Annotated in this window: 19 protein-coding genes; 9 read left to right on the top strand and 10 right to left on the bottom strand. The window is 71.1% G+C overall.

What is annotated here, in order from left to right; genetic code table 11:
* Positions 1-94: 94 nt before the first annotated feature.
* The gene (gene glpK, locus AB0D59_RS11215; protein WP_362563621.1) at positions 95-1,624 is read right to left on the bottom strand and encodes a glycerol kinase GlpK; all 1,530 of its coding nucleotides are present in this window, start codon (positions 1,622-1,624) and stop codon (positions 95-97) included.
* A gap of 45 nt (positions 1,625-1,669) precedes the next feature.
* On the bottom strand, positions 1,670-2,437 hold the full coding sequence (locus AB0D59_RS11220) for an IclR family transcriptional regulator (RefSeq protein ID WP_362563623.1): 768 nt from the start codon (positions 2,435-2,437) through the stop codon (positions 1,670-1,672).
* A gap of 195 nt (positions 2,438-2,632) precedes the next feature.
* Here AB0D59_RS11220 and AB0D59_RS11225 point away from each other — a divergent pair, with 195 nt between their 5' ends.
* Positions 2,633-3,067: an ATP-binding protein gene (locus tag AB0D59_RS11225; protein ID WP_362563626.1), complete on the top strand. Its 435-nt coding sequence runs from the start codon at positions 2,633-2,635 to the stop codon at positions 3,065-3,067.
* Here the strand turns inward: AB0D59_RS11225 and AB0D59_RS11230 are convergent.
* Together AB0D59_RS11230 and AB0D59_RS11235 are read right to left on the bottom strand one after the other, a co-directional pair.
* Positions 3,064-4,245 carry a PP2C family protein-serine/threonine phosphatase gene (locus AB0D59_RS11230; RefSeq protein WP_362563627.1) on the bottom strand — a complete coding sequence of 394 codons (1,182 nt, stop codon included), beginning with the start codon at positions 4,243-4,245 and terminating at the stop codon, positions 3,064-3,066. The two genes, AB0D59_RS11225 and AB0D59_RS11230, sit on opposite strands and share 4 nt — an antisense overlap.
* Positions 4,246-4,344: 99 nt before the next feature.
* Complete coding sequence (locus AB0D59_RS11235) at positions 4,345-5,103, bottom strand: IclR family transcriptional regulator C-terminal domain-containing protein (protein ID WP_362563630.1); 759 nt, start codon at positions 5,101-5,103, stop codon at positions 4,345-4,347.
* A gap of 154 nt (positions 5,104-5,257) precedes the next feature.
* Between AB0D59_RS11235 and AB0D59_RS11240 the strand changes: the two genes are divergently transcribed.
* A complete protein-coding gene (locus AB0D59_RS11240; protein WP_362563633.1) occupies positions 5,258-5,788 on the top strand; it encodes an SRPBCC family protein in 531 nt (176 codons plus the stop codon).
* Between the two features lie 4 nt (positions 5,789-5,792).
* On the opposite strand, the gene AB0D59_RS11245 is transcribed toward AB0D59_RS11240, so the two are convergent.
* From AB0D59_RS11245 to AB0D59_RS11265, 5 genes are all read right to left on the bottom strand, one after another.
* On the bottom strand, positions 5,793-8,609 hold the full coding sequence (locus AB0D59_RS11245) for an NHLP bacteriocin export ABC transporter permease/ATPase subunit (protein WP_362563635.1): 2,817 nt from the start codon (positions 8,607-8,609) through the stop codon (positions 5,793-5,795).
* 1 nt (position 8,610) lies between these two features.
* Positions 8,611-10,833, bottom strand: coding sequence for an NHLP family bacteriocin export ABC transporter peptidase/permease/ATPase subunit (locus tag AB0D59_RS11250; protein ID WP_362563638.1), 2,223 nt, complete (start codon positions 10,831-10,833; stop codon positions 8,611-8,613).
* A complete protein-coding gene (locus AB0D59_RS11255; RefSeq protein WP_362563640.1) occupies positions 10,830-11,636 on the bottom strand; it encodes an HlyD family efflux transporter periplasmic adaptor subunit in 807 nt (268 codons plus the stop codon). The genes AB0D59_RS11250 and AB0D59_RS11255 overlap by 4 nt, the downstream gene beginning before the upstream one ends.
* Positions 11,637-11,758: 122 nt before the next feature.
* Positions 11,759-11,974 carry a type A2 lantipeptide gene (locus tag AB0D59_RS11260; protein WP_293991413.1) on the bottom strand — a complete coding sequence of 72 codons (216 nt, stop codon included), beginning with the start codon at positions 11,972-11,974 and terminating at the stop codon, positions 11,759-11,761.
* A 483-nt stretch (positions 11,975-12,457) separates the two neighbouring features.
* Positions 12,458-12,871, bottom strand: coding sequence for a hotdog domain-containing protein (locus AB0D59_RS11265; RefSeq protein ID WP_362563643.1), 414 nt, complete (start codon positions 12,869-12,871; stop codon positions 12,458-12,460).
* A 207-nt stretch (positions 12,872-13,078) separates the two neighbouring features.
* On the opposite strand from AB0D59_RS11265, the gene AB0D59_RS11270 reads away from it, so the two are divergent.
* On the top strand, positions 13,079-14,503 hold the full coding sequence (locus AB0D59_RS11270; protein WP_362563646.1) for a S1 family peptidase: 1,425 nt from the start codon (positions 13,079-13,081) through the stop codon (positions 14,501-14,503).
* Between the two features lie 90 nt (positions 14,504-14,593).
* Here AB0D59_RS11270 and AB0D59_RS11275 read toward each other — a convergent pair whose 3' ends face one another.
* Entirely contained in the window at positions 14,594-16,753 is a 2,160-nt protein-coding gene (locus AB0D59_RS11275) for a SpoIIE family protein phosphatase (RefSeq protein WP_362564166.1), read from the bottom strand.
* A 791-nt stretch (positions 16,754-17,544) separates the two neighbouring features.
* On the opposite strand from AB0D59_RS11275, the gene AB0D59_RS11280 reads away from it, so the two are divergent.
* The 6 genes from AB0D59_RS11280 (at position 17,545) to AB0D59_RS11305 (ending at position 24,450) form a co-directional block, all read left to right on the top strand.
* Positions 17,545-19,989, top strand: coding sequence for a SpoIIE family protein phosphatase (locus tag AB0D59_RS11280; protein WP_362563648.1), 2,445 nt, complete (start codon positions 17,545-17,547; stop codon positions 19,987-19,989).
* A gap of 69 nt (positions 19,990-20,058) precedes the next feature.
* Positions 20,059-20,334 carry a hypothetical protein gene (locus AB0D59_RS11285; RefSeq protein WP_362563650.1) on the top strand — a complete coding sequence of 92 codons (276 nt, stop codon included), beginning with the start codon at positions 20,059-20,061 and terminating at the stop codon, positions 20,332-20,334.
* Between the two features lie 161 nt (positions 20,335-20,495).
* Positions 20,496-21,563, top strand: coding sequence for a glucose-1-phosphate thymidylyltransferase (locus tag AB0D59_RS11290; RefSeq protein WP_362563653.1), 1,068 nt, complete (start codon positions 20,496-20,498; stop codon positions 21,561-21,563).
* Positions 21,560-22,561, top strand: a complete 1,002-nt coding sequence (gene rfbB / locus AB0D59_RS11295; protein ID WP_362563656.1) for a dTDP-glucose 4,6-dehydratase — start codon at positions 21,560-21,562, stop codon at positions 22,559-22,561. The genes AB0D59_RS11290 and rfbB overlap by 4 nt, the downstream gene beginning before the upstream one ends.
* Complete coding sequence (rfbD, locus tag AB0D59_RS11300; RefSeq protein WP_362563658.1) at positions 22,558-23,439, top strand: dTDP-4-dehydrorhamnose reductase; 882 nt, start codon at positions 22,558-22,560, stop codon at positions 23,437-23,439. Before rfbB ends, rfbD begins: the two co-directional genes overlap by 4 nt.
* A 198-nt stretch (positions 23,440-23,637) precedes the next feature.
* Positions 23,638-24,450 carry a class I SAM-dependent methyltransferase gene (locus AB0D59_RS11305; RefSeq protein WP_362563661.1) on the top strand — a complete coding sequence of 271 codons (813 nt, stop codon included), beginning with the start codon at positions 23,638-23,640 and terminating at the stop codon, positions 24,448-24,450.

A 24,450-nucleotide genomic window follows, 5' to 3' on the forward strand; every position in this document is an offset into this window, starting at 1 on the left:
CTACTGCTCGGCGACCGCCGAGAATCTCGCGGACGCGCTCACCGTGGCCCCGTACGTCACCGTCGGCGGCGCTGCAGAGTCCCAGGGCCGGCGGTCACGGCGGACCCGAGTCGGCAGGTCGCGGCGGGTGGGCCCAGCCCAGGGACCGTTCGACGGCCCGCAGCCAGTCGGCGTACTCGGCCTCCCGCCGTGCGGGGTCCATGTCGGGCAGCCACTGCGCGGCCCGGTGCCAGTTGTGGCGCAGCACTTCCAGGTCCGGCCAGTAGCCCGCGGCGAGGCCCGCCGCGTAGGCCGCGCCGAGGGAGACCGTCTCGGCGACCATGGGCCTGACCACGGGCACGTCGAGCACGTCCGCCACGAACTGCATGAGCAGGTTGTCCGCGGTCATGCCTCCGTCCACCTTGAGCTGCCGGAGGGCGACCGGGAAGTCGGCGTTCATGGCGTCGACGACCTCACGGGTCTGCCATCCGGTGGCCTCCAGGACGGCACGCGCCAGGTGTCCCTTGGTGATGTACGAGGTGAGTCCGACGATGACCCCGCGTGCGTCGCTGCGCCAGTGCGGTGCGAACAGGCCTGAGAAGGCGGGGACGATGTAGCAGCCGCCGTTGTCCTCGACCGTCCGTGCCAGAGTCTCGATCTCCGGAGCGCTGCTGATCAGACCCAGGCGGTCACGGAACCACTGGACGAGGGCTCCGGTGACGGCGATCGACCCTTCCAGGGCGTAGGCCGGCCGCTGGCCGTCGATCTTGTAGGCGACGGTGGTGAGGAGTCCGTGCCGGGACCGCACGATGTCGTCGCCGGTGTTGAGCAGCAGGAAGCTGCCCGTGCCGTACGTGCACTTCGCCTCGCCCGGGGAGAAGCAGGTCTGGCCGAAGAGCGCGGCCTGCTGGTCGCCGAGCGTGGCCGTGATGGCGACGCCCGGGAAGAGCGAGCGGGCGTCGCCGTAGGTCTCGGCGGATGACCTGATCTCGGGCAGCATCGAGCGGGGCACCCCGAAGAAGGCCAGCAGCTCGTCGTCCCAGGTGAGCGTGCGGATGTTCATCAGCATCGTGCGGCTGGCATTGGTGACGTCGGTGATGTGCAGGCCGCCGTCGGCCCCTCCGGTGAGGTTCCAGATCAGCCAGCTCTCCATCGTTCCGAACAGCACCTCGCCGTCCGTGGCGCGCTGCCGGAGACCCTTGACGTGGTCGAACAGCCAGCGGATGCGCAGCGCGGAGAAGTAGGTCGACGGCGGCAGACCGCACCGTTCCAGGAAGAACTCCTCGCCGGGGCGCTGCCTCAGCTCCTCGACCAGGGGCGCCGTGCGGGTGTCCTGCCAGACGATCGCCCGGCCGAGCGGAGCCCCGGTCCGCGGGTCCCAGAGCACGGTCGTCTCGCGCTGGTTGGCCAGGCCGATGGCGGCGATCTGACCCGTGTCGACACCCGCGCCGCGCAGCGCCTCGGGCCCGATGCGCCGCAGGTTCTGCCAGATCTCGACGGCGTCGTGCTCGACCCAGCCGGGCCTGGGGAAGTGCTGCTGATGCTCCTTCTGCGCGACCGAGACCAGTCGGCCGCGGTGGTCGAACAGGATGCATCGGGTCGAGTTGGTGCCCTGATCGATGGACATTACATACCGTTCAGCCATGATCGGGTCTGCCTTCCGACGGGGCGATGTGGCGGCCGGCCAGGCCTACCAGCGGGCGGCTCCCAGATCTTTGGAGATCGCCCGCGCGGCCTCACGGGTCAGGGTGATCAGACTCTGCCGGGGCCGGCCCTGGCTGTCGCAGATCCGCTCGACCGGCCCGGACAGCCCGATGGCGCCGACCACGAGGCCGCCGTGCCCTCGGATCGGCGCGGCGAGCCCGGCCTCGCCCATGGTCATCTCCTGGATCTCGGCGGCCCAGCCGAGTTCCCGGACCTCGGCGAGAGCGCGGGCGAGCTGCTCGCGGTCGGCCAGGGTGTGCCGGGTGTAGGTCTCCAGCCCCGGCTGCCGGTCGGGGTCGATCGTCGCGGTCCCGTAGGCCAGCAGTACCTTGCCGAGCGAGGAGGCGTGCAGGGGCAGCAGCGAGCCCACATCCAGGGTCTGGAAGGTGTCGTCCGGCCGGAACACGTGGTGGACGACGAGCACGCTGCCTTCCAGGGGTGTCCCCAGGCGAACCGATTCCCCGCTGCGGGCGGCGAGGGCGTCGGCCCAGTTGAGGGAGCGGGAGCGCAGCTCGTTGATGTCCAGGTAACTGGTGCCGAGGTGCAGCAGGGCGGCTCCGAGCTGGTATTTTCCGGTCGCCGCGTCCTGCTCGACGAAGTCCACGTGCTGGAGCGTACGCAGGATGCCGTGCGCTGTTCCCTTGGCCAGTCCGAGCGAGGCCGCCACCTCGCCGAGCCCCAGTCGGCGGGGCCCACCGGCGAGCAGGCGCAGAATCGCCGCCGCCCGTTCGATCGACTGGACTGGGCCGGTCATGAAGCGAGCCTATTACCGCCACGGACGCTTCGCTTCACGTGCGGAAGGCCGCCGCGCAGGCATCGGGAAGATCCACGTTCGGTAATGCCGACCCACGTTCATTGACCGTCCTGATTTGAGTCCATAACTTGCAATGAGGCCGGAATGCGTGGACACGTGGCGCCGTACCGGTAGCACAGATCACCGGGAGAGACCATGGCGGTACACCTCAAGACGCTCCTTCGGCCGGTATACGAACATGTGTGTCCAGTACCGCCCGTCGCCGGGGCCGTCTCGGCCGTGCGCCGACGTGCGGCGGCCGTACTCGGGGACTGGAACGTGTCTGCCGAGATCGTCGAGGACGCGCTGCTCGTGGTGTCGGAGCTGGTGACCAACGCGATCATCCACGCCCGTCCCCCGGCCGTGCTGCGACTGTCCTGGGTGCCCGGTGACGGTGCTCCCACCCTGCGTATCGAGGTCTCCGACGCGGGGGCCGAGCTCTCTTCCGGGTGGTGCCCCGCCGGGATCGACCCGGACGAGCACGGCCGCGGCGAGACGATCGTCCACGCCCTGGCGACCCGTCATGGGATACATGTCCACCTCGGCGGGGTCACCCGGTGGGCCGATCTGGTCCCGGGACAGCAGCTCTAGAGCGCGGCCTCCGCCGGGGCCGGCACGGATACCTGCCCGTCCGCTGTCTGCTTGCGGAGCAGGAGCAGGGCGGCGTCGTCGTGCAGCCGGCCGCCCACGTGGGTCAGCAACTCGTCATGGAGCGCGGTGAGCGTGTGTGCCGGGTCGTCCGACACATGACGGGCCACGCCTTCGGCCAGCGGATAGAACTCGCGATCGTGATCGCGGGCCTCGGTGACCCCGTCGGTGTAGAGCAGCAGCTGGTCTCCCACCGCGAAGGACAGGTGCTGGAGGCGGGGCGCCTGGCCCGACAGGGCGCGCAGCCCGAGCGGCGGCGCGGGATGAGCGGCTTCCACCGCCGTGACGTCTCCCGAGGCGGATATCAGCAGCGGAGGGGCGTGCCCGCAGTTGACGACCTCCAAGGGGCCCGACCGGGGGCATCCGGCGACCACGGCGGTGACGAAGTCGTCCGGGCCGAGATTGCGGGCCAGGCTGCGCTCGATCCTGTTGACGACGGCCAGCAGGTCGGGCTCGTCGTAAGCGGCCTCGCGGAACACCCCGAGCACGAGTGCGACGGTTCCCACGGCGGGCAGCCCCTTGCCGCGGACGTCGCCGACGATCAGCCTGATGCCGTGCGGGGTGGGCACCAGGGCGTAGAGGTCCCCGCCGATCCGGGCCTCCGCCGCCGCGGCGCTGTAACGGACGGCCACCTGGAACGGGCCGACGGTCTCCGGGACGGGCTGGAGCACTGCGTGCTGGGCGGCTTCGGCGACCGAGCGAACGGCGGCGAGTACGCGCTCCCGACGGTGACGCAGCCCGCTGGCCAGGGTGCTCGCCGCGGTGACGGCCGGCAGACCGGACAGTACGGCCGCCAGCTCACCTGCCGGAACATCCTGGCCGGTGCCCAGCGTCGCGCCCAGTGTCGCGGCGAGGAATCCGACGCAGAGCACACCACGCGGCCCGCTGGTGGCGGCGGCCAGCGCGGGTCCCGCCGCCAGCAGGGGCAGCCAGATCGTCCCCGCCCCACCGGTGTTGTCGACGAGCACGACGACGGCGACGACCAGAACCGGCAGCAGGGACAGTCCCGGAGTCGGCTGCCCGGTGGCACGCCTGCAGCCAGCTCCCCGGGCACCGGCGGTACGGTTGCCGAACAGCCGCATCGACGCGTGGTCGCCGTTGTGATGGGGGGCCTGGCTCATGTTTGTGTCGCAGTCCTCGCCTGTACGGAGATGTACACCCGGAATGTCCGTTTCATCAAGCAAACGGCTTGGGCGTGGGCAGCCACAAGGAGCGGAATTTCAGATAGTGAGCGAGAGACTTCTGGTCACACGGCTCGCGACCGGGAGCAGGCGCGCCGGGATCCCCTGCAACTGGGCCAGCCGTTCCACCGGCAGCGAGACTCCGAGCGAGCCCAGTATGTCCCCGCTGTAGACGGGCACGGCGACGCAGACCGTGCCCAGCGCGTACTCCTCGAGGTCCGTGACGGCGGGCGCCGAAGGGGACGTCTCGATCCTGCGCAGCAGCTCCGGAACACTGGTGATCGTGCGCGGTGTGAGATCGGGGAGGTGGTGCCGGGACAGATAGTCCCGGCGGGCATCCGTGTCCAGCTCGCGCAGCACGGACTTGCCCAGGGCGGTGGCATGTCCGGCGTCCTCGAACCCCACCCACAGATCCACCCGCGGAGTACGGGGGCCGTCCACGATCTCGGCGACCCGGATCTCACCGTCCTCGTAGAACGTGAGGTAGGCGGCAGCGGACAGCTCGTCACGCAGGGCGGCGAGCGCCGGACGGACACGGCTCAGCAGCGTCTGTGTGTGGCCCGCCGAATACAGCGACTCCACCTTGTCGCCCAGGATGAAACCGCCGTCACCCAGTTTCCGCACGTACCCGTCGTGCACCAGCGTGCGCAGCAGGTGGTAGGCGGTGGCCAGGGGCAGCTCGGTCTCGCGTGCCAGCTGTTTCGCCGGCGCGCCGTTCTCGTGCGCACTCACCGCCTCCAGCAGGCGCAGGGCCCGCTGTACGGACGCGATGAGAGTGGGGCCGTCGTGAGCGCCCATGGGACCAGACTGCGCCGGGCGCGTGGCACGGGCAAGGCAGGGCGCACCACGCCAGGGCGGCGTGGGCCCGTACACGGTCCGGGCTGGGGATGTTACCCGCAGGTCAGAGCGGGAATAGGGAAGCGACCGCACACTCCTCGAAGGACTGATCCCCATGGCCGCCGAACTCACCGGCACCTATGTCACTCTCGACGACGGCCGCTCCGCCGTCCGATTCACCCGTACCTACGACCACCCCGCCGAGCGCGTCTGGCGGTTCGTGACCGATCCGGACGAGTCGGCCCACTGGTTCCCGTCGCGTCTCGACATCGAGCCGCGCGACGGCGGCACCGTCCGGTTCAGCGGCGACCCCCGCCAGGCGAACGCCACCGGCACGGTGCTCGCCGTCGACGAACCGCGGCACCTGTCCTTCACCTGGGGCGGCGACGAACTGGACTTCGGCCTCGAAGCGCTGGACGCGAAGCGCACCCGGTTCACCCTGACCCAGGCGCTGGCCGAGGAGAACGCGGCCGCCCGCAACGCCGCCGGCTGGGAGGTCTGCCTGCTCGCCCTGGACGCCCTGGCCCGCGGCGAGGGTCACGCGGGTCCGCACTCCGAGGACGCCGCCGACTGGCGTGAGTTCTACGACGCCTGTCTGGCCGCCGGGTTCCCCTCCGGCGCCCCCGTCCCCGGCCTGGACGCCTGACCGGTCACGCCAGCTGCCGTCGCACCAGCTCGTGCAGGCGCCCGCCGGTGTCGGCGAGCAGCTGGGCCGGCGGGCCCTGCTGGGCGACCTTGCCGTCCTCCATCACGACCACCCGGTCGGCGTCCATGACCGTCGACAGCCGGTGGGCGATGACGATCCGGGTGGCGTTCAGCTTGCGGGTGCTCTCGATGACCGTGCGCTGGGTGTCGTTGTCCAGGGCGCTGGTGGCCTCGTCGAAGAACAGGATGCGGGGCCGCCGGATCAGCGCCTGGGCGATCATCAGCCGCTGCCGCTGGCCGCCCGAGACGGCGCCGCTCCCGGCGACGATCGTGTGCAGTCCCATCGGCATCCGCTTGATGTCCTCGGCGAGGCCCGCCATCTCGGCCGCCGCCATCGCCTCCTCGGGCGTGTACGGCTCGGTGCCGCAGATGACGTCCAGGATCGAGCCGGTGAACGGCTGCGCGTGCTGGAGCACCACCCCGCACTGCCGGCGCACCGCGGACTGGTCGAGCGCGCCCAGGTCCTGGCCGTCGTACAGCACGCTCCCCGAGACCGGCTTGTCGAAGCCGATCAGCAGTCGCAGCAGCGTCGACTTGCCACAGCCGCTGGGACCGACGATCGCCACGAACTCGCCCGGCCGCACCTCGAAGGAGACGTCGTCGAGGACGAGGGGACCGTCGTCCGCGTACCGGAAGGAGAGACGGCGGGCCTCGATGCCGCCGGACAGCGGGCCTGGCCGGGTGCTGGCGGTGCGCACCTCAGGGGCGGCCTCCAGGACCGGCCTGATCTCCTCGAACAGCGGCAGCGCGGCCACCGCCGACACGAAGGAACCGGTCAGCTGGGTGACCGAGGTGAGCAGCATCGTCACCGACGTGTTGAAGGTGAGGAAGGCCGCCGCGTCCATGGCGCCCTTCGCCGGGCCCGCCAGCAGCATGAACATCAGCAGGGTGCAGACCGGGAGATAGACCGAGCCCAGCACGGTGGTGAGGTTCTTGATCCGGCCCACCTTCTGCTGGAGTTCACGGCTGCGCGCGAACTCGCCCGCCCAGGCCGCGTACGCGTAGTTCTCGGCCGCCGCCACCCGCAGCTTGGGCAGACCCCGCAGGGTCTGGAAGGCCTGGTTGTTCAGCTTGTTGCCGAGCACCACGAGCTTGCGCTGCCAGCGCACCTGCCACAGCCCGAGCCCCAGGAACAGAGCGCCGATGACGACGAGCATCCCCAGCGCGGCCAGCGCCATCGGGACGCTGAACCAGAACAGCAGGCCCAGGTTCATCGCCCCGACGGTCACCGACTGGGCGACCACCGGGCCGACGCCCGCCAGCAGCCGGCGGATCGCGCTGATGCCCATGGCCGCGCTCGCCAGCTCACCGGTCGAGCGCTGGGTGAAGAACTTCGTGGGCAGCCGCAGCAGCCGGTCCCAGACGGCCGGCTGGAGGGTCGCCTCGATCCGGCCCTCCAGCCGGAGGATGGTGAGGTTCTCCAGGAGCGTGAACGCAGCCGACACCACCGCGCTGATCATCACCGCCAGGCAGACCTGCACGATCAGGTTCGTCTGGGCCTTCGGCACGTACTCGCCCAGCACCTTGCCGGTCGCGATCGGCACCAGTGAGCCGATCGCGACGGTCACCAGCCCGGCGAGGAGCAGACTGCCGAGGTCGCCGCGGGTGCCGCGCAGACTGAACCGGAGCAGGCCGAGCGGGGTGAGCGCCTTGTCGGGCAGCGGGCGGTAGAACATCACCGCGCGCGGCTCGAACTCCTCGGCGTTCGCCTTCTCGATCGGCGTCTCCCGGCCGGTCGCCGGATGGACGGCGACATATCCGCCGCGCCGCCACAGCAGCGCGACCGGAGCGCCGGACAGGGCCCGGTGTCCGACGAGCGGTCCCACGTTGTCCCGCCACCACCGGCCGTCCAGGCGTACCGCCCGGATACGCACCCGGGACGCCAGGGCCACCCGTTCGACCGGATCGATGCGGTCGCTCTCGGTGCCGCTCTGCGCGGGGTCGGCGAGGGTGATGCCGGCCGCCTGGGCGACCAGTTGGCAGGCCGCGTAGGAGGCGTCGGCGTCGGCGGCCGTGGTGCGCTTGGCCGCCTTGCCGATGGAGGCGAGCAGGGTGCGGTCGGCCTGGGCGCGGACCGCCTCGCCGGCCTTGATACCGGCCGCGGTGCGGGTCTCGTGGGTGTGCTCCAGCTGCTCGATCCACCGGTCCAGCGTGGTGAGCAGCCGGTACTGCTGGTCGACCATGCTCTGCCACAGCGCCGGGTCCATCAGCAGGTCGGCGGCCGCCTCGGCGCCGTACAGCGAGCCGTACTGCGCGCTGCCCGGCGGCACCTGCATCCAGAAGACGTCGTCGTCGGTGGGGGCCGCGGCCCGCTCACTGGCGGCCATCGGGGCCTGGAAGAGGACCGACAGGCCACGGCCGACGCCGAGTGCGAGCGCGTACTCCAGGGGGCTGGTGGTCGGCGGCACGTACTGGGGGTTGCCGTACTCGTCGTAGGACCAGGTCTGGGTGGAGGCGGGCTGGTACAGCTCGCGCAGGCCGATGCGGTGGACCACGCAGTCCCGCAACGGGCGGGCCACCAGGGTGTGCTGGGGTCCGGCGACCGGGCCGAGCAGGAGAGCACCGGCCTCCAGCCGGCCCAGGTGGTGCCAGTGACCCTGCTGTTCGGCGTCCACCGCGAACAGGTCCAGGGCACCGGACACCACCAGCCACAGCACCTGCGGCCCTTCGAGGTCCAGGCGGTTGAAACCGGTGCAGTCGATCCGGGCGCCCAGTGAGCCGAGCGCGCCGAGAACGAGGTCGCCGTCGTCTGCGGTCGTCATCTCATCGCTCCCTGACCAGCGCGGCGTACGCCCCGCCGTGTGCCACCAACGCGTCGTGCCGCCCGCGCTCCACGATCGTGCCGTGCTGGAGCACGACGATCTCGTCGCTGTCGCGGACCGTGCTCAGCCGGTGCGCGATCACCACGCAGGCGCAGCCGCGCCGGCGCAGGTTGTCCATGACGGTCAGCTCGGTCTCGGCGTCCAGCGCGCTGGTCACCTCGTCGAGCACGAGGATGCTCGGCCTGCGCACCAGCGCCCGCGCGATCTCCAGACGTTGGCGCTGGCCGCCGGAGAAGTTGCGGCCGTCCTGCTCGACCTTGCTGTGGATGCCGCCGGGCCTGCGCGCCACCACGTCGTACAGGGCCGCGTCCCGCAGCGCCTCCACCACCGCCTCGTCCGGGATCGACGGGTCCCACAGCGCCACGTTGTCGCGTACCGAGCCCTCGAAGAGGAAGACGTCCTGGTCGACGAAGGAGACGGAGGCGGCCAGGGCGCCGCGCGGGATGTCCTCCAGGCGCTGCCCGTCGATGCGGATCACGCCCTCCCAGGGGGCGTACAGGCCCGAGATCAGCCGGGAGACCGTCGACTTGCCGCTGCCCGAGCCGCCCACCAGGGCCACCTGCCGGCCGGGGCCGACGGTCAGGTCGAAGCCGGTGAGCAGGGGTTTGTCGAGCGGGCTGTAGCCGAAGGTGATGTTCTCCAGCTCGACATGGCCGTGCAGTCGCCGGGTGGAGTCGCCGGAGCCGGGGCGGGCGTAGATCGGGTCGGCCTGGAAGTTCTCCACGTCCTTGAGGCGGGCCACGTCGGCCGCGAAGTCCTGGATCCGGCCCGCGACGCCGTTCAGCCGGGTGAGCGGGGCGGTGAAGCGGGTGACCAGGGACTGGAAGGCGACCAGGAGGCCGACCGAGATACCGCCCTCGACCGCCCGCATCCCGCCGATCCACAGGATCAGCGCGCTGTTGAGGGTGGCGAGCGTCGGTGCCACCACCCCGAGCCAGGCGCTGGGCACCCCGAGCCGCTGCTGCTCCTCCAGCGTGCTCGCGTGCTGCCCGGCCCACTTGCGGAAGTAACCGTCCTCGCCGCCGGTCGCCTTCATCGTCTCGATCAGCTGGAGGCCGGTGTAGGAGGTGTTGGTGAGCCGGGCGGTGTCCGCGCGCAGCTTGGCGGTCCGGGTCGCGCGCAGCCGTACGACGAACCGCATCGCCACGATGTTCAGCAGCGCCACGCCGATGCCGAGGAAGGTGAGCTGCGAGTCGTAGGTGTAGAGGAGCACCGCGTAGAGGACCACGACCACCGCGTCCACGCCGGCCGCCGCGAGGTCGCGGGCCAGGGTCTCGGCGACCTGGTCGTTGGACTGCAGGCGCTGGACCAGGTCGGCCGGGCTGCGCTGGGAGAAGAAGGTCACCGGCAGTCGCAGCAGATGGCGCAGGAAGCGGGCGCTGGACAGGGTGGAGGAGACGATCCGGCCGTGCAGCAGGTTCGCCTGTTGCAGCCAGGTCAGGGCGAGGGTGAGCAGCACGCAGGTGCCCATCGCGGCGAACAGCACGGTGAGCAGCGAGGTCTGGCCGCCGATGAGGAACATGTCGATGTACTGGCGGCTGAGCGCGGGTACCGCCGCGCCCACGACCACCAGCAGCAGGCTGGCCAGCACCGCCGCCGGCATGGTGCCCGCGGTGCCGCGCAGCCGGGCCGGCATCGCGCCGAGGACGCCGGGCTTGCGGCCGCCCCTCTCGAAGCCGTCGCCCGGCTCGAGGATCAGTACGACGCCGGTGAAGCTGCCGTCGAACTCCTCCATGGGCACGAACCGGCGGCCCTTGGCGGGGTCGTTGACGAAGACGCCGCGGCGGCCGAAGCGACGGCCCATGCCGTCGTAGACGACGTAGTGGTTGAACTCCCAGAACAGGATTGCCGGGGCCTGCACGTCGGCGAGGGCGGCCAGGTCCATCTGCATGCCCTTGGCGGTGAGGCCGTAACTGCGGGCCGCTTTCAGCAGGTTGCTGGCGCGCGAGCCGTCGCGGGAGACACCGCAGGCGATGCGCAACTCCTCCAGCGGGACATGGCGGCCGTAGTGGCCGAGGACCATGGCGAGGGAGGCGGCGCCGCACTCGACGGCCTCCATCTGGAGCACGCTGGGGGTGCGGACCGTGCCGCCGCGGCCCTTGGGCACCGGTCGCTTGGGCGGGGCGGCACGACGGCGGCCGCGGGTCTCCTGGGCGGTGGTCACGGGAGCAGCCAATCGACGGGGTGCTGGTCGGCCAGCCGGATCGCGCCCGAGGCCAGGGTCATGGAGTCGAGGCTGAACGGCGGTCCGTCCGCCGAGGACCACTTGTAGCCGCTCTTCGTCTTCCTCGACGGGTCCAGCCGGACGAGGACCGCCACCGGGCGGCCCTTCCTGGTGAACTGCTCGCCGAGCTGGCTGTCCCCGAGGAACGCGGAGATCGACTGGGCCGACTGGGCGGCGCGGTCCACCGACTTCACATGGCCGCGCAGCACTCCGTACTCCTGTGTCGACACCGAGGACACGGTCAGGTCGACCGGGGTGTCGGCGGGGATGGCGGAGGCGTTCTCGGCGGGGACGTAGACCGTGGCGTAGAGCGGGTCCGAGGCATGGGCGATCTTCTCCACGGCGGCGACGTTCGCACCGGTCTGGATGATCTGCCCGATGGTGGCGGCGAGCGCGCTGATCCGGCCCGCGGCGACCGTGCGCACCACCGAGTCGCCCTGGTTGGTGCGCACCTTCAGGACGGGGGCGTTGGCCGGCAGCCGTTCGCCCTGCTCGGCGAGGACGGCCGTGACCTGCCCCGCGACCGGGCTCTGCAGGATGTAACTGCCCTGCCCGTGGGTGAGGATGGCCTGCGCGCTCACGGTGGAGGCGACCGAACCGGTCACCGCCCACACCGAGGCCGCCGCCATCACGACGACCGAGACGGACAGCGCGAGCCAGCCCTGCGGGCGGGCGAAACGCACCGGAAGATCGAGCTCCTCCGGCGACTGGAGCTTGGCGAGGGCCTGTTGGCGGAACTGCACGGAACTTTCCCTCACCTGTGGGAGAGACGCTGGTGAAAGGGGTGTCTCGGAGGGGTGCCCAAAACACCCGAGAGCCCCGGGGCCGGGGTACGGCTCCGGGACTCAGCGGCAACGAGGTGCGATCAGAGACCGGCGACCAGGTTGGTGACCGGCTGGGTGTTCAGGCCGGTGACACCCTCGACGGTGCCGACAACCGTGTTGACCAGGCCGGAAACCGGGGCAACGCTGTCCACCAGGCCGGTGACGGTGCCGACGGCGTTCAGGGACAGGCCGCCGGAGACGTTGTCGAGCTCGGCGTCGGAGATCTCGACGGTCTCAACCTGGGGGGTGGAGTTCATGGTGGAACTTCCCTTCATATGGATATTCACAAGGGGGAGAGCGGCCCCCCAACGGCCCTTTGGGGACAGTACGGATGGCCGCGACCGCAGGCGCCGGGCGCCCGTCTCCGGGAGCCGTTGACGACCCCGCGGTGCGATGGATCAAAGCACGCCCGCGGTCCGGGCATCCAATCAACCAAGCGTCTCACCTGGGAACTTGAGCCTCAGGAGGGCTTATCCGTGCAGGCGTGGGCACGTCTTGTCGGCGACTCCTTCACACACCGCACGACTTTGCCGCAGCCGCACGGCTTGCCCTCCGGTGGCGAATCCGGCACTCCGCGCCAAAGCCACGGCCGGGGGCGTGCGGTTGTGCAGATCCGCCGCTCCGCGTGACCTGCTTGGGTAGTGGATGTGCAGATTCCCTGAAGCAAGGATTCCGGTACGTGATCGCGACGGACCGTCGATGAACGATTGCTGACCGTGTCCGTCCGGGGGTGCGGACTTTCATCCCAGGAATGCGTGGACCGTGCCCGCCCGGGCCGCGAGCGCCCCCGACCGCTCGTCGCTCATCGTGATGTCGGCGAACGCCGTCCGGCGGCCGAGTCCGCTCAGTACCGCTTCGATCAGGACATCCGAACCGCGCACCGCGCGCCTGGACGACGTCGACCGCCGCACCGTCGTCGTCGGCACGAAGCCACCCCGGGCCGCCGAGACCGCGGCCGAGGCCGCCGTGTCGGCCACCGCCGTCAGCGCCTGCCCCGACAGCCCGCCGCCCTCCCGGGACAACCGGTCTGACCAGGGTGGACGCGGCAACGCCCGGTTCTCGCCCACTGACTTGACGGACAGCCCGGGATCGAGCACCCGGAGGGCGAAGTCGGCGGAGACGATCTTGTCGGCTTCGGCGGCGGTCATCGGCATATGGGGGATTGTTCCCGGACCGGCGGCACGGCACCCAGCACCGTCCCGAGATCCGTGTGGCGTGGCCGATTCGCCCTTGGCCAAAGGAAGTTAAGAACCGGAGTTGAACGCACCACGTGACCCGCCCGTACCTATGGCCATCCAGGCGCCGCTCACGAACGACTGCCCGAACACGGCAGACACTCCGTCCCTTGGAGGTCGAGAAGTTTGAGTCACAAGCGAATTCCGAAGCGCAAGGCCGCTATCGCGGTGGGTGGTGTCGCCGCGCTCGGAGCTGCGGCTTTTCTGCTGCCGATGGCCAACGCGTCTCAGGACAACGCCTCCGGCGCCACTGCCACCGCTCCCAAGACGCTCAAGTCGGCGACCGACGCCTCGGATCTGGCCGCGCAGCTTCAGAACCTGCTCGGCCAGGCCTTCGCCGGGTCGTACTACGACAGCGGCAAGCAGCAGCTCGTCGTCAACGTCATCAACGGCGACAGCAACACAGTCGTCCAGGCGGAGAAGGCCGGCGCGGTCGTCCGCCAGGTGCAGAACAGCAACTCCGAGCTGGCGGCGGTCGCCAGCACCCTGAAGACCAAGGCGACCATCCCGGGCACCGCCTGGGCCGTCGACCCGAAGACCAACAAGGTCGTGGTCACCGCCGACAGCACCGTCACCGGCACCAAATGGGACACGCTGGAGTCGACGGTGCAGGGCCTCGGCTCGAACATGGCGACCCTCAAGAAGTCGGCGGGCACCTTCAAGCCCCTGGTCTCCGGCGGCGACGCGATCTTCTCCCAGGTCGCCGACGGCACCGTCCGCTGCTCCCTCGGCTTCAACGTCACCGCCTCGGACGGCAGCCCCGCCTTCCTGACGGCCGGGCACTGCGGGGTCGCCGCCAAGGACTGGTCCGACTCCGAGACCGGCGAGCCGATCGCCACCGTGGACCAGGCCACCTTCCCCGGCGACGGCGACTTCTCGCTCGTCAAGTACAACGACGCCACCACCCAGGCGCCGAGCGAGGTCAACGTCGGCAACGGCCAGACCGTCGCCATCAACCAGGCCGTCGACGCCACCGTCGGCGAGACCGTGTTCCGGATGGGCTCCACCACCGGGCTGCACGACGGCCAGGTCACCGGCCTCGACGCCACCGTCAACTTCCAGAGCGAGACCGACCCCAACGGCGTCGACACCGTCACCGGCCTCATCCAGACCAACGTCTGTGCCGAGGCCGGCGACAGCGGCGGCTCGCTGTTCACCCAGGACGGCGGCGCGGTCGGTATGACCTCCGGCGGCAGCGGCGACTGCACCTCCGGCGGCGAGACCTTCTTCCAGCCGGTGACCGCCGCCCTCCAGGCGACCGGCGCGACCCTCGGCGACGCGGGCGCGGGCGCGGGCGCCGGTGACGCCGGGGCCACGGCCGACCCGTCCGCGACGGCCGGTGACGAGAACGGTGCCGGTGACCAGGCCGGCGGCGACCAGATCGGCGGCGCCGCCGACCCGTCCGCGACGGCCGGCGACCAGAGCGGCACCGGCGACGAGACCGGCACCGGCGACGCGACGGGCGACGAGACCGGCACCGGTGAGCAGTCCGGCACCGGCACCGGTGTGAACGACGGCTCCTCGGCCAACGACGGTTCGTCGTCCCACTGACCCACCGCCCGCCCTGCCAGCGGTTTTGGCCGGTGGTGGACGGTCCGGCCCTCCGGCGGGAGGGCCGGACCGCATCGCAGCCCGCGGCCGTCAGCTGACGGGACATGCTCTGAGCAAGAGCACCGCAACGTCGTCGACACGCTCCTGCGCCGCCGCACTGTGCCGCACGAGCGTGTCGGCGAGCTTGTCCAGCGGCTGGTCCCCGTTCTCCGCGAGCAGTTCGCCCAGATCGACCAGCGCGTCCTCGATGTCCACACCGGGTGACTCGACCAGCCCGTCGGTGTAGAGGGCGAGCACCGAGCCCGGCGCCAGCGACACCTCGGTGGTCGGGTACGTCGCCTCCGCGTCGATGCCGAGCAGCGGGCCGCCGGCCAGGTCGAGTACCCGTACCCGCCCGTCCGGGCGTCTCAGCAACGGCGGCGGATGCCCGGCCCGGGCCATCACCGCCCGCCCCCGCTCCGGATCCAGCCGCAGATACAGACAGCTCGCGAACAGATCCGCCCCGAAGTCGATGAGGAGCCGATTGGTGCTCCGCATCACCTCCTCCGGCGCCTGCCCGACGGTGGTGAAGGCCCGTACCCCGGTACGGATCTGGCCCATCAGCCCGGCCGCCGTCACGTTGTGCCCCTGGACGTCCCCGATCACCGCCGCCGCCAGCGGCCGGGTCGGCACCAGGTCGTAGAAGTCGCCGCCGATCTCCATGCCGTGCATGGCGGGCAGATAGCGCGCGGCCGCCTCGATGCCGGGCGGAGGGGTCAGCGAGTGTGGCAGCAGGGCCGCCTGCAGACCGTGCGCCAGCTGGTTCTTCGCGTCGTAGAGCATGGCCCGCTCCAGCGCCTGCGCGACGAGCCCGCCGAGACTGGTCAGCACCGCGCGCTCGTCCGCGGGGAAGGCATGCGGCTCGGCGTAGGCGAGGACACAGGTGCCCACCGGCCGGCCCGACGCGATCAGCGGCAGATACGCCCAGGCGGCGAACCCGTCCGGAGCCTCGTTCCGGCCCGGATACAACCGCCCCAGCTGCTGCTTCGACTCGAAGAACGCGGGCACACCGGTGTTCAGGACATGGGTGCCGGGCGTCCGCTGGGCCAGGGGCAGGCCGTCGAAGCGCTCCACGGTCCGTGGATCGTCGTACCCGCGCTGCCCGAGGACGTGCAGGCGTCCGCCCCGGGACCCGAGGATGACCAGCGCCTGGCTGCCGACGGCCGGGGCCACCTCGTCGGCCACCAGCTGCACCACGTCCTGCACACCGACGGCCTCCGTCAGCGCCCCGGCCAGGCTCAGCACCTGCGAGATGGTGACCAGCCGGGAACCGGGCGCCGCGTTGGCGCGCGGCAGCGCGCCCACCATCTCCGCGACCGCCCGTGCCCGGCTGATCCGGGTGGTCAGCCCGGTCGTGCTCGGATACATCCGGAACGACAGCCAGTCGCCCGGCGGCTTCAGCGCCACGAACGACGTCACATGCTGGCTGATCAGCGCCGCCCGGTAGCGGTCCTCGTACATCGGGTCGTTCAGCCAGGGCACCGACACCCACGGCTGGGCGTCGAGCAGGTCACCGACCTGGACGCCGAGCAACTCGGCCGCCGCCTCGTTGGCGAAGGCGACCCGCCCGTGCAGATCGAGCGAGAGCAGCCCGTACGGCAGCCGCGCCACCATCCGCGCCGCCTCCACCGTGCCCAGCGTGCCCGCCACCCCGGACGCCGGCGCCGCCAGCAGATCCGGCTCGGCCCGCAGCGCACGGTGCTCCCGGCCGGCCCGCTCCAGCTGCTTCGCCAGCCGGCCGGCCGCCGAGGTCAGCTTCGCCCGTTCCCGGTCGGACAGCACCGTCGGATGCGAACCGGGCCAGGTCACGTACAGCGCCCCGTACACGGTGTCCGACGTCGCCACGGGCGCCGCGGCGATCGCGAACGGATAGGGCAGCACCACCGCGATCCGCGGATACCGGCGTGCCATGTCCTCCTCGCCGCCGACCCACACCAGGCGCCGCTCGCGCACCGCCTCCGCCACCGGGATCGGCGTGCTCAGCCCGACCCGCTCCCAGGGCGCCACGAAGGCCCGGGGCAGCCCCGCCGTCACCGCCATCTCCAGGACCGGCTCGTCGGCGGCGAGCAGATAGATCGCGCCGGAATGCGCCTGGACCTCCTCCATCAACGAGGCCAGCGCGAACGACAGCAGCGGCGGCAGGCCGGACCGGGTCGCGTCGGCCGCCGTCTCCTCCAGGCCGGGTGTGGCCGACGCGGGAGGGGCCCCCATCCTGTCGGACACGCCCGACCACCTCCTCGTCCGGCCGCGCGTCGCGTCCTCGGGGTCAAGACTCCCTCGTGGCGGCGCCGGGCGCACGGCGAGAGCGGCACCGGCCCTCGCACCGAGCGGCCTCCGCGTACCCCGTTCGTCCCGGCACATTCCCCACGCAGCCGAAGCGCGCGGCGGCGTACAGGCGCCGGGCGTGCGCCCCCGCGCGCCTTGATGGCCGGATCTTCGCGCCCATGAACGGTCGCGGACGCCAAGAATGGGGCACGCGTTCAACGCCATGAACCGAAGAGCCGAGGTACGGCTGAGGGGGCGGCGGTGATCCGGGTACTTCTGGTGCACGACGCGTGTCCGGTGAGGTCGGGCCTGGCGGAGTGGTTACGCCGGGAACCGGGGCTCCGCGTGGACGACACGCCGTGGCACAGCGCACGGGGGCGGGTCCGGTTGTACGGCCGGACGTGTGCGCTGCGGACGTCGACAGCTCCGGCACCCATGGCGTGCCACCGCTGGGCGACCTGCGCCCGGTGGAGCCCGGCACCACTCCGCCGCGACTGGTGGTGCTTGCCGGTGCGAACAGACCCGGATTGCTGAAACGGGCCGCCGAAGCGGGGGCGCTCGGCTACGTCGACAAGGAGGGGCGGCACGGTCGCGGACAGTCATGCCTGTCACGAGGTCCCCGTGCGGAACGCACGGGTCAAGACTTGTTCGGTGCCTTTCGAGCGCGACGGACCCCCGGCCTCCATGTAACGGTCACAGGGGCTGCGCAGACGCCTCATAAGCGCTGTAATGGCGGCGTGGTCAGTGAGGGCGCTGCGGTACGCGGAATCAGAACGGAGCGCGCCGAAATAGCCCTCGAAACGCTCACGGGCGATCCCGGCGCACCCGACCGGCTCCGGCGTGTCCTCGAACAGGCGCTGGTGTTCGCCGGAGCGGCGTTCGCCGGGGTGTACGCGCCCGGCGACGACGGAACCGTGCTGCGGCTGGCCGAGTCGGCCGGACTGCCCCGCACCTTCTTCGGACTGCGTGACGCCTATCCGGCCGTGGGGCGGTCCCCGGTCGCCGAGGCCCACGGCACCGGGCGGCCCGTCTGGCTGGGACCCCAGGAACTGGCCGACTTCCCGGAGGCCCGGCGGACCCCGTCCCAGGAGTTCTCACTGGCGGTCCTGCCGGTGCCCGGCCGCGCCGGACTCCTGGTCGCGGTCGGCGAACGGGACGGCGGGTTCGGCCCCGAGGACCGCGCCTGCCTGGAACTGATCGCCGACGCGATCGCCCTGCCCGCCCCACTCCCCACCGTCTCCGACACCGGCGAACTGCCCGCCGACGCGTTCAGCCTCGCCATGGACACCGGCCGGATCGAGGTCGGCGACGGCATCCTCGGCCTCTTCGACATGAGCCCGGACGAGTTCGACGGCAAGGTCGAGACCCTGCTGGGCCGTACCCTGCCCGAGGACGTGCCCGCCCTGATGTCCGTGGTCGAGGCCGACCACATGTCCATCGGCGACCGCGAGCTGGAGTTCCGGATCCTGGAGCCCTCCGGCTCGCCCAAATGGCTGCGGCTGCGCGGCCGTATGGTGCCGGCCGCCGAGGGGCGCCCCGCCCGGCTGGCCGGCACCGTCGCCGACGCCTCCACGCTCCGCTCCGACGTCACCGACGTGGCCCGGGTGCAGCGGCTCGCCGCCGCACTGGCCACCGCCGTCACGGTCAAGGACGTCAGCCGGGCCGTCGTCACCGCCCTGCGCGGACCGCTCAAGGCCGACCGCATCGCCCTGGCCGAACTGGAGAACGAGCGCCTGGTCGTGACCGTCCTGGACCCGCCCGACGCCGAGTCCTGGCCCGAGCTGTGGCGCAGCGAATGGCGCACCGAATGGCCGGACGCGCCGGTGCGCGCCATGCCCACCCTGGCCGCCGCCCTGCGCGCGGGCCGCCCCCGGATCTGGCCCGTCACGATCGCCCTGGAACCCGCCCTCGCCGAGGTCGGCCCCGGCGGCCTCGCCGTCCTCCCGCTGCCCGCCGGCGGCCGGATGGCCGGCGCCTGTCTGATCGGCTGGGACAGCCCGCACGAGTTCGGCCCCGACGAACGCGCCCTGCTCACCGCCGCCGCCGGCCTCGCCGGGCAGGCCCTGATGCGCGCCCACGCCTTCGACGCCGAGCACGAACTGGTCGGCATGCTCCAGCGTGCCCTGCTGCCCCGCCGACTGCCCCGGCTGCCCGGCGGGATCGCCGTCGCCCGCTATCTGCCCACCACCGAGGGCCTGGAGGTGGGCGGCGACTGGTACGACGTGATCCCGCTGACCGACAACCACGTCGCCCTCGTCATCGGCGACGTCCAGGGCCACAGCGCCGCGGCCGCCACCCTGATGGGCCAGATGCGCACCGCCCTGCGCGCCTACGCGGCCGAGGGGCACTCTCCCGACGTGGTCGTCTCGCACACCAACCGGCTCCTCATGGACATGGAGAGCGACCTCTTCGCCACCTGCTGCTACGTCGACGTCGACATGGAGGCCGGCACCGCCTGGTGCGTGCGCGCCGGGCATCTGCAGCCGGTCCTGCGTCACCCGGACGGCACCACCGAGATCGCCCGGACCGAGGGCGGTCCCCCGCTCGGCGTGGTGGACCAGGCCGACTTCCCCATGACCCAGCTCAGCCTGCGTCCCGGCACCCTGCTCGCGCTCACCACCGACGGCCTGGTCGAGTCCCCCGACGCCGACATCGACGACGGCATGGAGCGCTTCGCCCGCGACCTCGGCGTCTCCGACCCCAGCCACCTCGGGCTGGTCGCCGACGGCCTGCTCGGCAACGCCCACCGCACCGACGACGTCGCCCTGCTGCTGATGCGCTACGACGGCATGGCGGTGCGCCCGCTGCGGGAGACCTGGACGGTGTGGCGGGTCCCGGAGGCGGCCCGGCACGCCCGCCGCTTCAGCCGCCGCACCCTGCGCTCCTGGGGCGTCACCGACGATGCCATGGACACGGGCCTGCTGGTCGTCTCCGAGCTGGTCACCAACGCCCTGATCCACACCGACGGCCCGGTCCGGCTGGATCTGACCCTGGTCGACCACCGGCTGCGGATCGCCGTCGTCGACGCCTCGCCGCGCAGCCCGGTGAAGCCCGCGAACATCGGCTGGGAGGCCACCGGCGGGCGCGGGATCCTGCTCGTCGAGGCGGTGTCGGCCGTCTGGGGGACCGTGCCGGTCAGCGGCGGCAAACAGGTGTGGGCGGATCTCGTACTGGAGAGCTGAGGACCACGGGGGCGGGCACCCGGCCGTCTCGGGAGGCGGGGCGAACCGACCGTCCTTAATGTCCTTGATGTGGCACACACCTTCGAAGAACTCGTGGCGAAGCACCGCGCGGCCGACGCGGCGCACGACAAGGTCCTGGAACTGCGGGACACCTACGGACCGCCGGCCCTGCAGCAGCCGGGCGGCGCCCAGTCCGAGACCTACGAGACCGCTCTGCGCGCCTGGCGTGACCTCGCCCGCGACGAACTGACCGCGGTGAGCGAGTACGCCCGCGACGAGGGCCGGGTGCGGTCCGAGGTCGAGGCGGAGGTGGAACGCGCGGCTGCCTGGCCGGAGGACTCCTGAGCCGCGCCGGAACGTGCGCCCAAAATATGGCAAAAACAGATGAGATGCCGCTTCGAGGAACCTCGTGGTCACATGGCATCAGCACCAAGGCCGTACTGTCGTAACCCGTCAGGAAAACAGAAGAACGTCTCAATCAGATGTTCACCTATAAGGTGTAGTGAATGAAGGCTCTGGTGCTCTCCGGCGGTGCCGGCACGCGGCTGCGGCCCATCACCCACACATCGGCGAAACAGCTCGTGCCGGTGGCGAACAAACCCGTGCTGTTCTACGGGCTCGAATCACTTGCCGCCGCCGGCGTCACCCAGGTCGGGATGATCGTCGGTGACACCGCCGCCGAGATCGAGGAAGCGGTCGGCGACGGGTCCAAGTTCGGTCTCGACGTCACCTACATCCCCCAGGAGCGCCCGCTGGGCCTGGCCCACGCGGTGCTCATCGCCCGGGAGTTCCTCGGCGACGACGACTTCGTCATGTACCTCGGCGACAACTTCATCGTCGGCGGCATCACCACGCTGGTCGACGAGTTCCGCGAGACCCGCCCCGACGCCCAGATCCTCCTCACCCATGTGCCCAACCCGCGGGCCTTCGGTGTCGCCGAACTCGACGCCGACGGCCAGGTGGTCGGCCTGGAGGAGAAGCCGCAGGAGCCCAAGAGCGACCTCGCCCTGGTCGGTGTCTATCTGTTCACGCCGGTCATCCATGACGCCGTGCGCGCCATCGAGCCGTCCTGGCGCGGCGAGCTGGAGATCACCCACGCCATCCAGCACCTCATCGACCAGCGTGCCGACGTGCGCTCCACGGTGATCAAGGGCTACTGGAAGGACACCGGCAACGTCGTCGACATGCTGGAGGTCAACCGGACCGTCCTGGAGGGCATGGAGCCGCGGATCGACGGCGAGGTCGACGACGCCAGCCAGATCGTCGGCCGGGTCGTCGTCGAGGCGGGCGCCCGCGTCACCAACTCGCGGATCGTCGGCCCGGCCGTGATCGGCGCCGGGACCGTCGTCGGCGACTCCTACGTGGGCCCCTTCACGTCGATCGCCGAGAACTGCCGGATCACGGAGAGCGAGCTGGAGTTCTCCATAGTGCTGCGGGACTCCTCCATCGACGGGGTGGGCCGGATCGAGTCCTCGCTGATCGGCCGGCATGTCGAGGTGACCCCCGCAGCCGGCACCCCCAGTGCCCACCGCCTCGTCCTCGGAGACCACAGCAAGGTGCAGATCCGTTCATGAACCTCCTCGTCACCGGCGCCGCCGGCTTCATCGGCTCCACGTACGTGCGCGGCCTGCTCGCCGACAGCGGCCCCGACGCGCCGCACATCACCGTGCTGGACAAGCTCACCTACGCGGGCACCCTCACCAACCTGCCCGAGTCGCATCCCGGCCTGACCTTCGTCCAGGGCGACATAGGCGACGCCGCACTGGTCGACAGGCTCATGGCCGAGGCCGATCAGGTCGTGCACTTCGCGGCCGAGTCGCACGTCGACCGCTCCATCGACGGGGCCGGCGCGTTCGTCCGCACCAACGTGGTCGGCACCCAGACCCTGCTCGACGCGGCCCTGCGGCACGGGGTCGGCCCGTTCGTGCACGTCTCCACCGACGAGGTCTACGGCTCCATCGAGACCGGCTCCTGGCCCGAGACCCACCCGCTCCAGCCGAACTCGCCGTACTCCGCCTCCAAGGCCTCCTCGGACCTGCTCGCGCTGGCCTTCCACCGCACCCACGGCCTGGACGTCCGCGTCACCCGCTGCTCCAACAACTACGGGCCGCACCAGTTCCCCGAGAAGGTCATCCCGCTCTTCGTGAGCAACCTCCTCGACGGCAGGAACGTGCCGCTCTACGGCGACGGCAGCAACGTCCGCGACTGGCTGCACGTCGAGGACCACTGCCAGGGCATCGAGCTGGTCCGCACCGGCGGCCGGGCCGGCGAGGTCTACAACATCGGCGGCGGCACCGAGCTCAGCAACAAGGAACTCACCGGCCTGCTCCTGGAAGCCTGCGGGGCCGACTGGGACCGCGTCGACCGCGTCGCCGACCGCAAGGGCCACGACCAGCGCTACTCCGTCGACTGGAGCAAGATCCACGACGAGCTGGGCTACACCCCCAAGCACGACTTCACCTCCGGCCTGGCCGCCACCGTCGCCTGGTACCGCGACAACCGCGACTGGTGGGAGCCGCTGAAGGAACGCGCCGCCCTGGAATCCCGCAAGGAGCAGGAGACGCACCGATGAAGTGGCTCGTCGCCGGCGCGGGCGGGATGCTCGGCCACGACATGGTCGGGGAACTCACCCGCCGGGGTGCGGAGGTGGTGGCCCTGGGCCGCGCGGACCTCGACGTCACCAGCGCCGACTCGGTGGAGTCGGCAGTCGCCGGACACCGGCCCGACCTGGTGGTGAACTGCGCCGCGTACACGGCCGTCGACGACGCCGAGACCGACGAGGAGCGGGCCCTGCTGATCAACGGCGAGGGCCCGCGGCTGCTGGCCCGCGCCGCCGCCCGGCACGGCGCCCGCCTCGTCCATCTCTCCACGGACTACGTCTTCGACGGTGACGCCCGCGCCGGCCCGTACCCCGAGGACCACCCCGCGCACCCGCGCACCGCCTACGGCCGCACCAAGCTGGCCGGCGAGCGGGCCGTCCTGGCGGAGCTCCCGGGCGCGAGCGCGGTGGTCCGCACCGCCTGGCTGTACGGCGCGCACGGAAAGAGCTTCGTGCGCACGATGATCGAGCTGGAGTCCCGCCGGGACACCCTCGACGTCGTCGACGACCAGCGCGGCCAGCCCACCTGGAGCGCAGACCTGGCGGCCCGGATCGCCGACCTCGGCCCCCGCCTCGGGCGGGACGACCGCGCGCACGGCGTCTTCCACGGCACCAACTCCGGCACGGCCACCTGGTGCGAGCTGGCCCGTGAGGTGTTCCGCCTCCTCGACGCCGACCCGGAACGGGTGCGCCCCACCACCAGTGCGGCGTTCGTCCGCCCGGCACCCCGCCCCGCGTACAGCGCCCTCGGGCACGACCGGTGGGCCGAGGTCGGTCTGGAACCGCCACGGGACTGGCGTCGGGCCCTGGCGGAGGGGCTGCCGCACATCCGCCAGGAGATGTCCGCATAAGGTACTTCGCGCCTGTCTGCCGCAGGGCGGCCGACGGCTCACCGAGCTTGTCGGCCACCCTGCGGTGTACGGAAATGCCGGAGCTTCGCCGGGCCCTTTTCACAGGTCGTCGCGTTAGCCCCTTGTGGATGGCCCCGGTTCACTACGATGATGCTTTGAATGTCTTGTGGGTCGGGTAGGGAAAGGATTTGTCCCGCGATGTCGATGCGAGCGACCGTAAAGTCCGTACTGGGTGAGAAGAATGTGCGGGTCCTGCGACGACTGAAGCGGCGCTTGTCCGCCCAGCCGGCCAAACCGGCCAAGCCGACGGGGCTGGACGCGATCTCCGGGGATCTCAACAAACTCGCCCAGCACTTCAAGACGGACAAGTGGGGAATACACCGCTACACCCAGCACTACCAGCGCCATCTCGGGCACCTGAAGAACGAATCGTTCAACCTGCTGGAAATCGGCATCGGTGGCTACAACAGGCCAGGTCAGGGCGGTGCCTCCCTGCGCATGTGGAAGCAGTTCTTCCCGAAGGCGCGGATTTTCGGAATGGACATCCAGGACAAGTCATTTGTCGACGAGGACCGCATCACGACGTTCATCGGAGACCAGTCCGATCCGTCGTCCCTCAACGCGGTCGCCGACAAGATCGGTGAGCTGGACGTCATCATCGACGACGGCAGTCACCGTAGTCCGCATGTACTCACGACGTTCGCCACCCTCTTCCCCCGGCTCAAGGACGGTGGCATCTACATCGTCGAGGACACGCAGTCGTCGTACTGGCCCGAATGGCAGGGCAGTGAGGATCTCGACGCGGCGCACACCAGTATGGGGATGCTGAAGCGGCTGGTGGACGGGCTGAATTACGAGGAATTCGTCGTCGAGAACTATCAGCCGACGTACACGGACCTCAATGTGGTGGGCGTGCACTTCTACCACAACCTGGTGATCATCGAAAAAGGCAGGAATGCCGAGGGCAGCAACAAGCGCAGCGCGCTGAAGCAGCGCTACGCCAAGTCCTGA

It is taken from the genome of Streptomyces sp. NPDC048417, from assembly GCF_040651615.1.
GTDB lineage: Bacteria > Actinomycetota > Actinomycetes > Streptomycetales > Streptomycetaceae > Streptomyces.

What these genes read in the sequence shown, in the direction of transcription:
- glpK (WP_362563621.1), bottom strand. Translation starts at nt 1,624, where the DNA reads ATGGCTGAACGGTATGTAATGTCCATCGATCAGGGCACCAACTCGACC.
- AB0D59_RS11220 (WP_362563623.1), bottom strand. Translation starts at nt 2,437, where the DNA reads ATGACCGGCCCAGTCCAGTCGATCGAACGGGCGGCGGCGATTCTGCGC.
- AB0D59_RS11225 (WP_362563626.1), top strand. Translation starts at nt 2,633, where the DNA reads ATGGCGGTACACCTCAAGACGCTCCTTCGGCCGGTATACGAACATGTG.
- AB0D59_RS11230 (WP_362563627.1), bottom strand. Translation starts at nt 4,245, where the DNA reads ATGAGCCAGGCCCCCCATCACAACGGCGACCACGCGTCGATGCGGCTG.
- AB0D59_RS11235 (WP_362563630.1), bottom strand. Translation starts at nt 5,103, where the DNA reads ATGGGCGCTCACGACGGCCCCACTCTCATCGCGTCCGTACAGCGGGCC.
- AB0D59_RS11240 (WP_362563633.1), top strand. Translation starts at nt 5,258, where the DNA reads ATGGCCGCCGAACTCACCGGCACCTATGTCACTCTCGACGACGGCCGC.
- AB0D59_RS11245 (WP_362563635.1), bottom strand. Translation starts at nt 8,609, where the DNA reads ATGACGACCGCAGACGACGGCGACCTCGTTCTCGGCGCGCTCGGCTCA.
- AB0D59_RS11260 (WP_293991413.1), bottom strand. Translation starts at nt 11,974, where the DNA reads ATGAACTCCACCCCCCAGGTTGAGACCGTCGAGATCTCCGACGCCGAG.
- AB0D59_RS11265 (WP_362563643.1), bottom strand. Translation starts at nt 12,871, where the DNA reads ATGCCGATGACCGCCGCCGAAGCCGACAAGATCGTCTCCGCCGACTTC.
- AB0D59_RS11275 (WP_362564166.1), bottom strand. Translation starts at nt 16,753, where the DNA reads ATGGGGGCCCCTCCCGCGTCGGCCACACCCGGCCTGGAGGAGACGGCG.
- AB0D59_RS11290 (WP_362563653.1), top strand. Translation starts at nt 20,496, where the DNA reads ATGAAGGCTCTGGTGCTCTCCGGCGGTGCCGGCACGCGGCTGCGGCCC.
- rfbB (WP_362563656.1), top strand. Translation starts at nt 21,560, where the DNA reads ATGAACCTCCTCGTCACCGGCGCCGCCGGCTTCATCGGCTCCACGTAC.
- rfbD (WP_362563658.1), top strand. Translation starts at nt 22,558, where the DNA reads ATGAAGTGGCTCGTCGCCGGCGCGGGCGGGATGCTCGGCCACGACATG.
- AB0D59_RS11305 (WP_362563661.1), top strand. Translation starts at nt 23,638, where the DNA reads ATGTCGATGCGAGCGACCGTAAAGTCCGTACTGGGTGAGAAGAATGTG.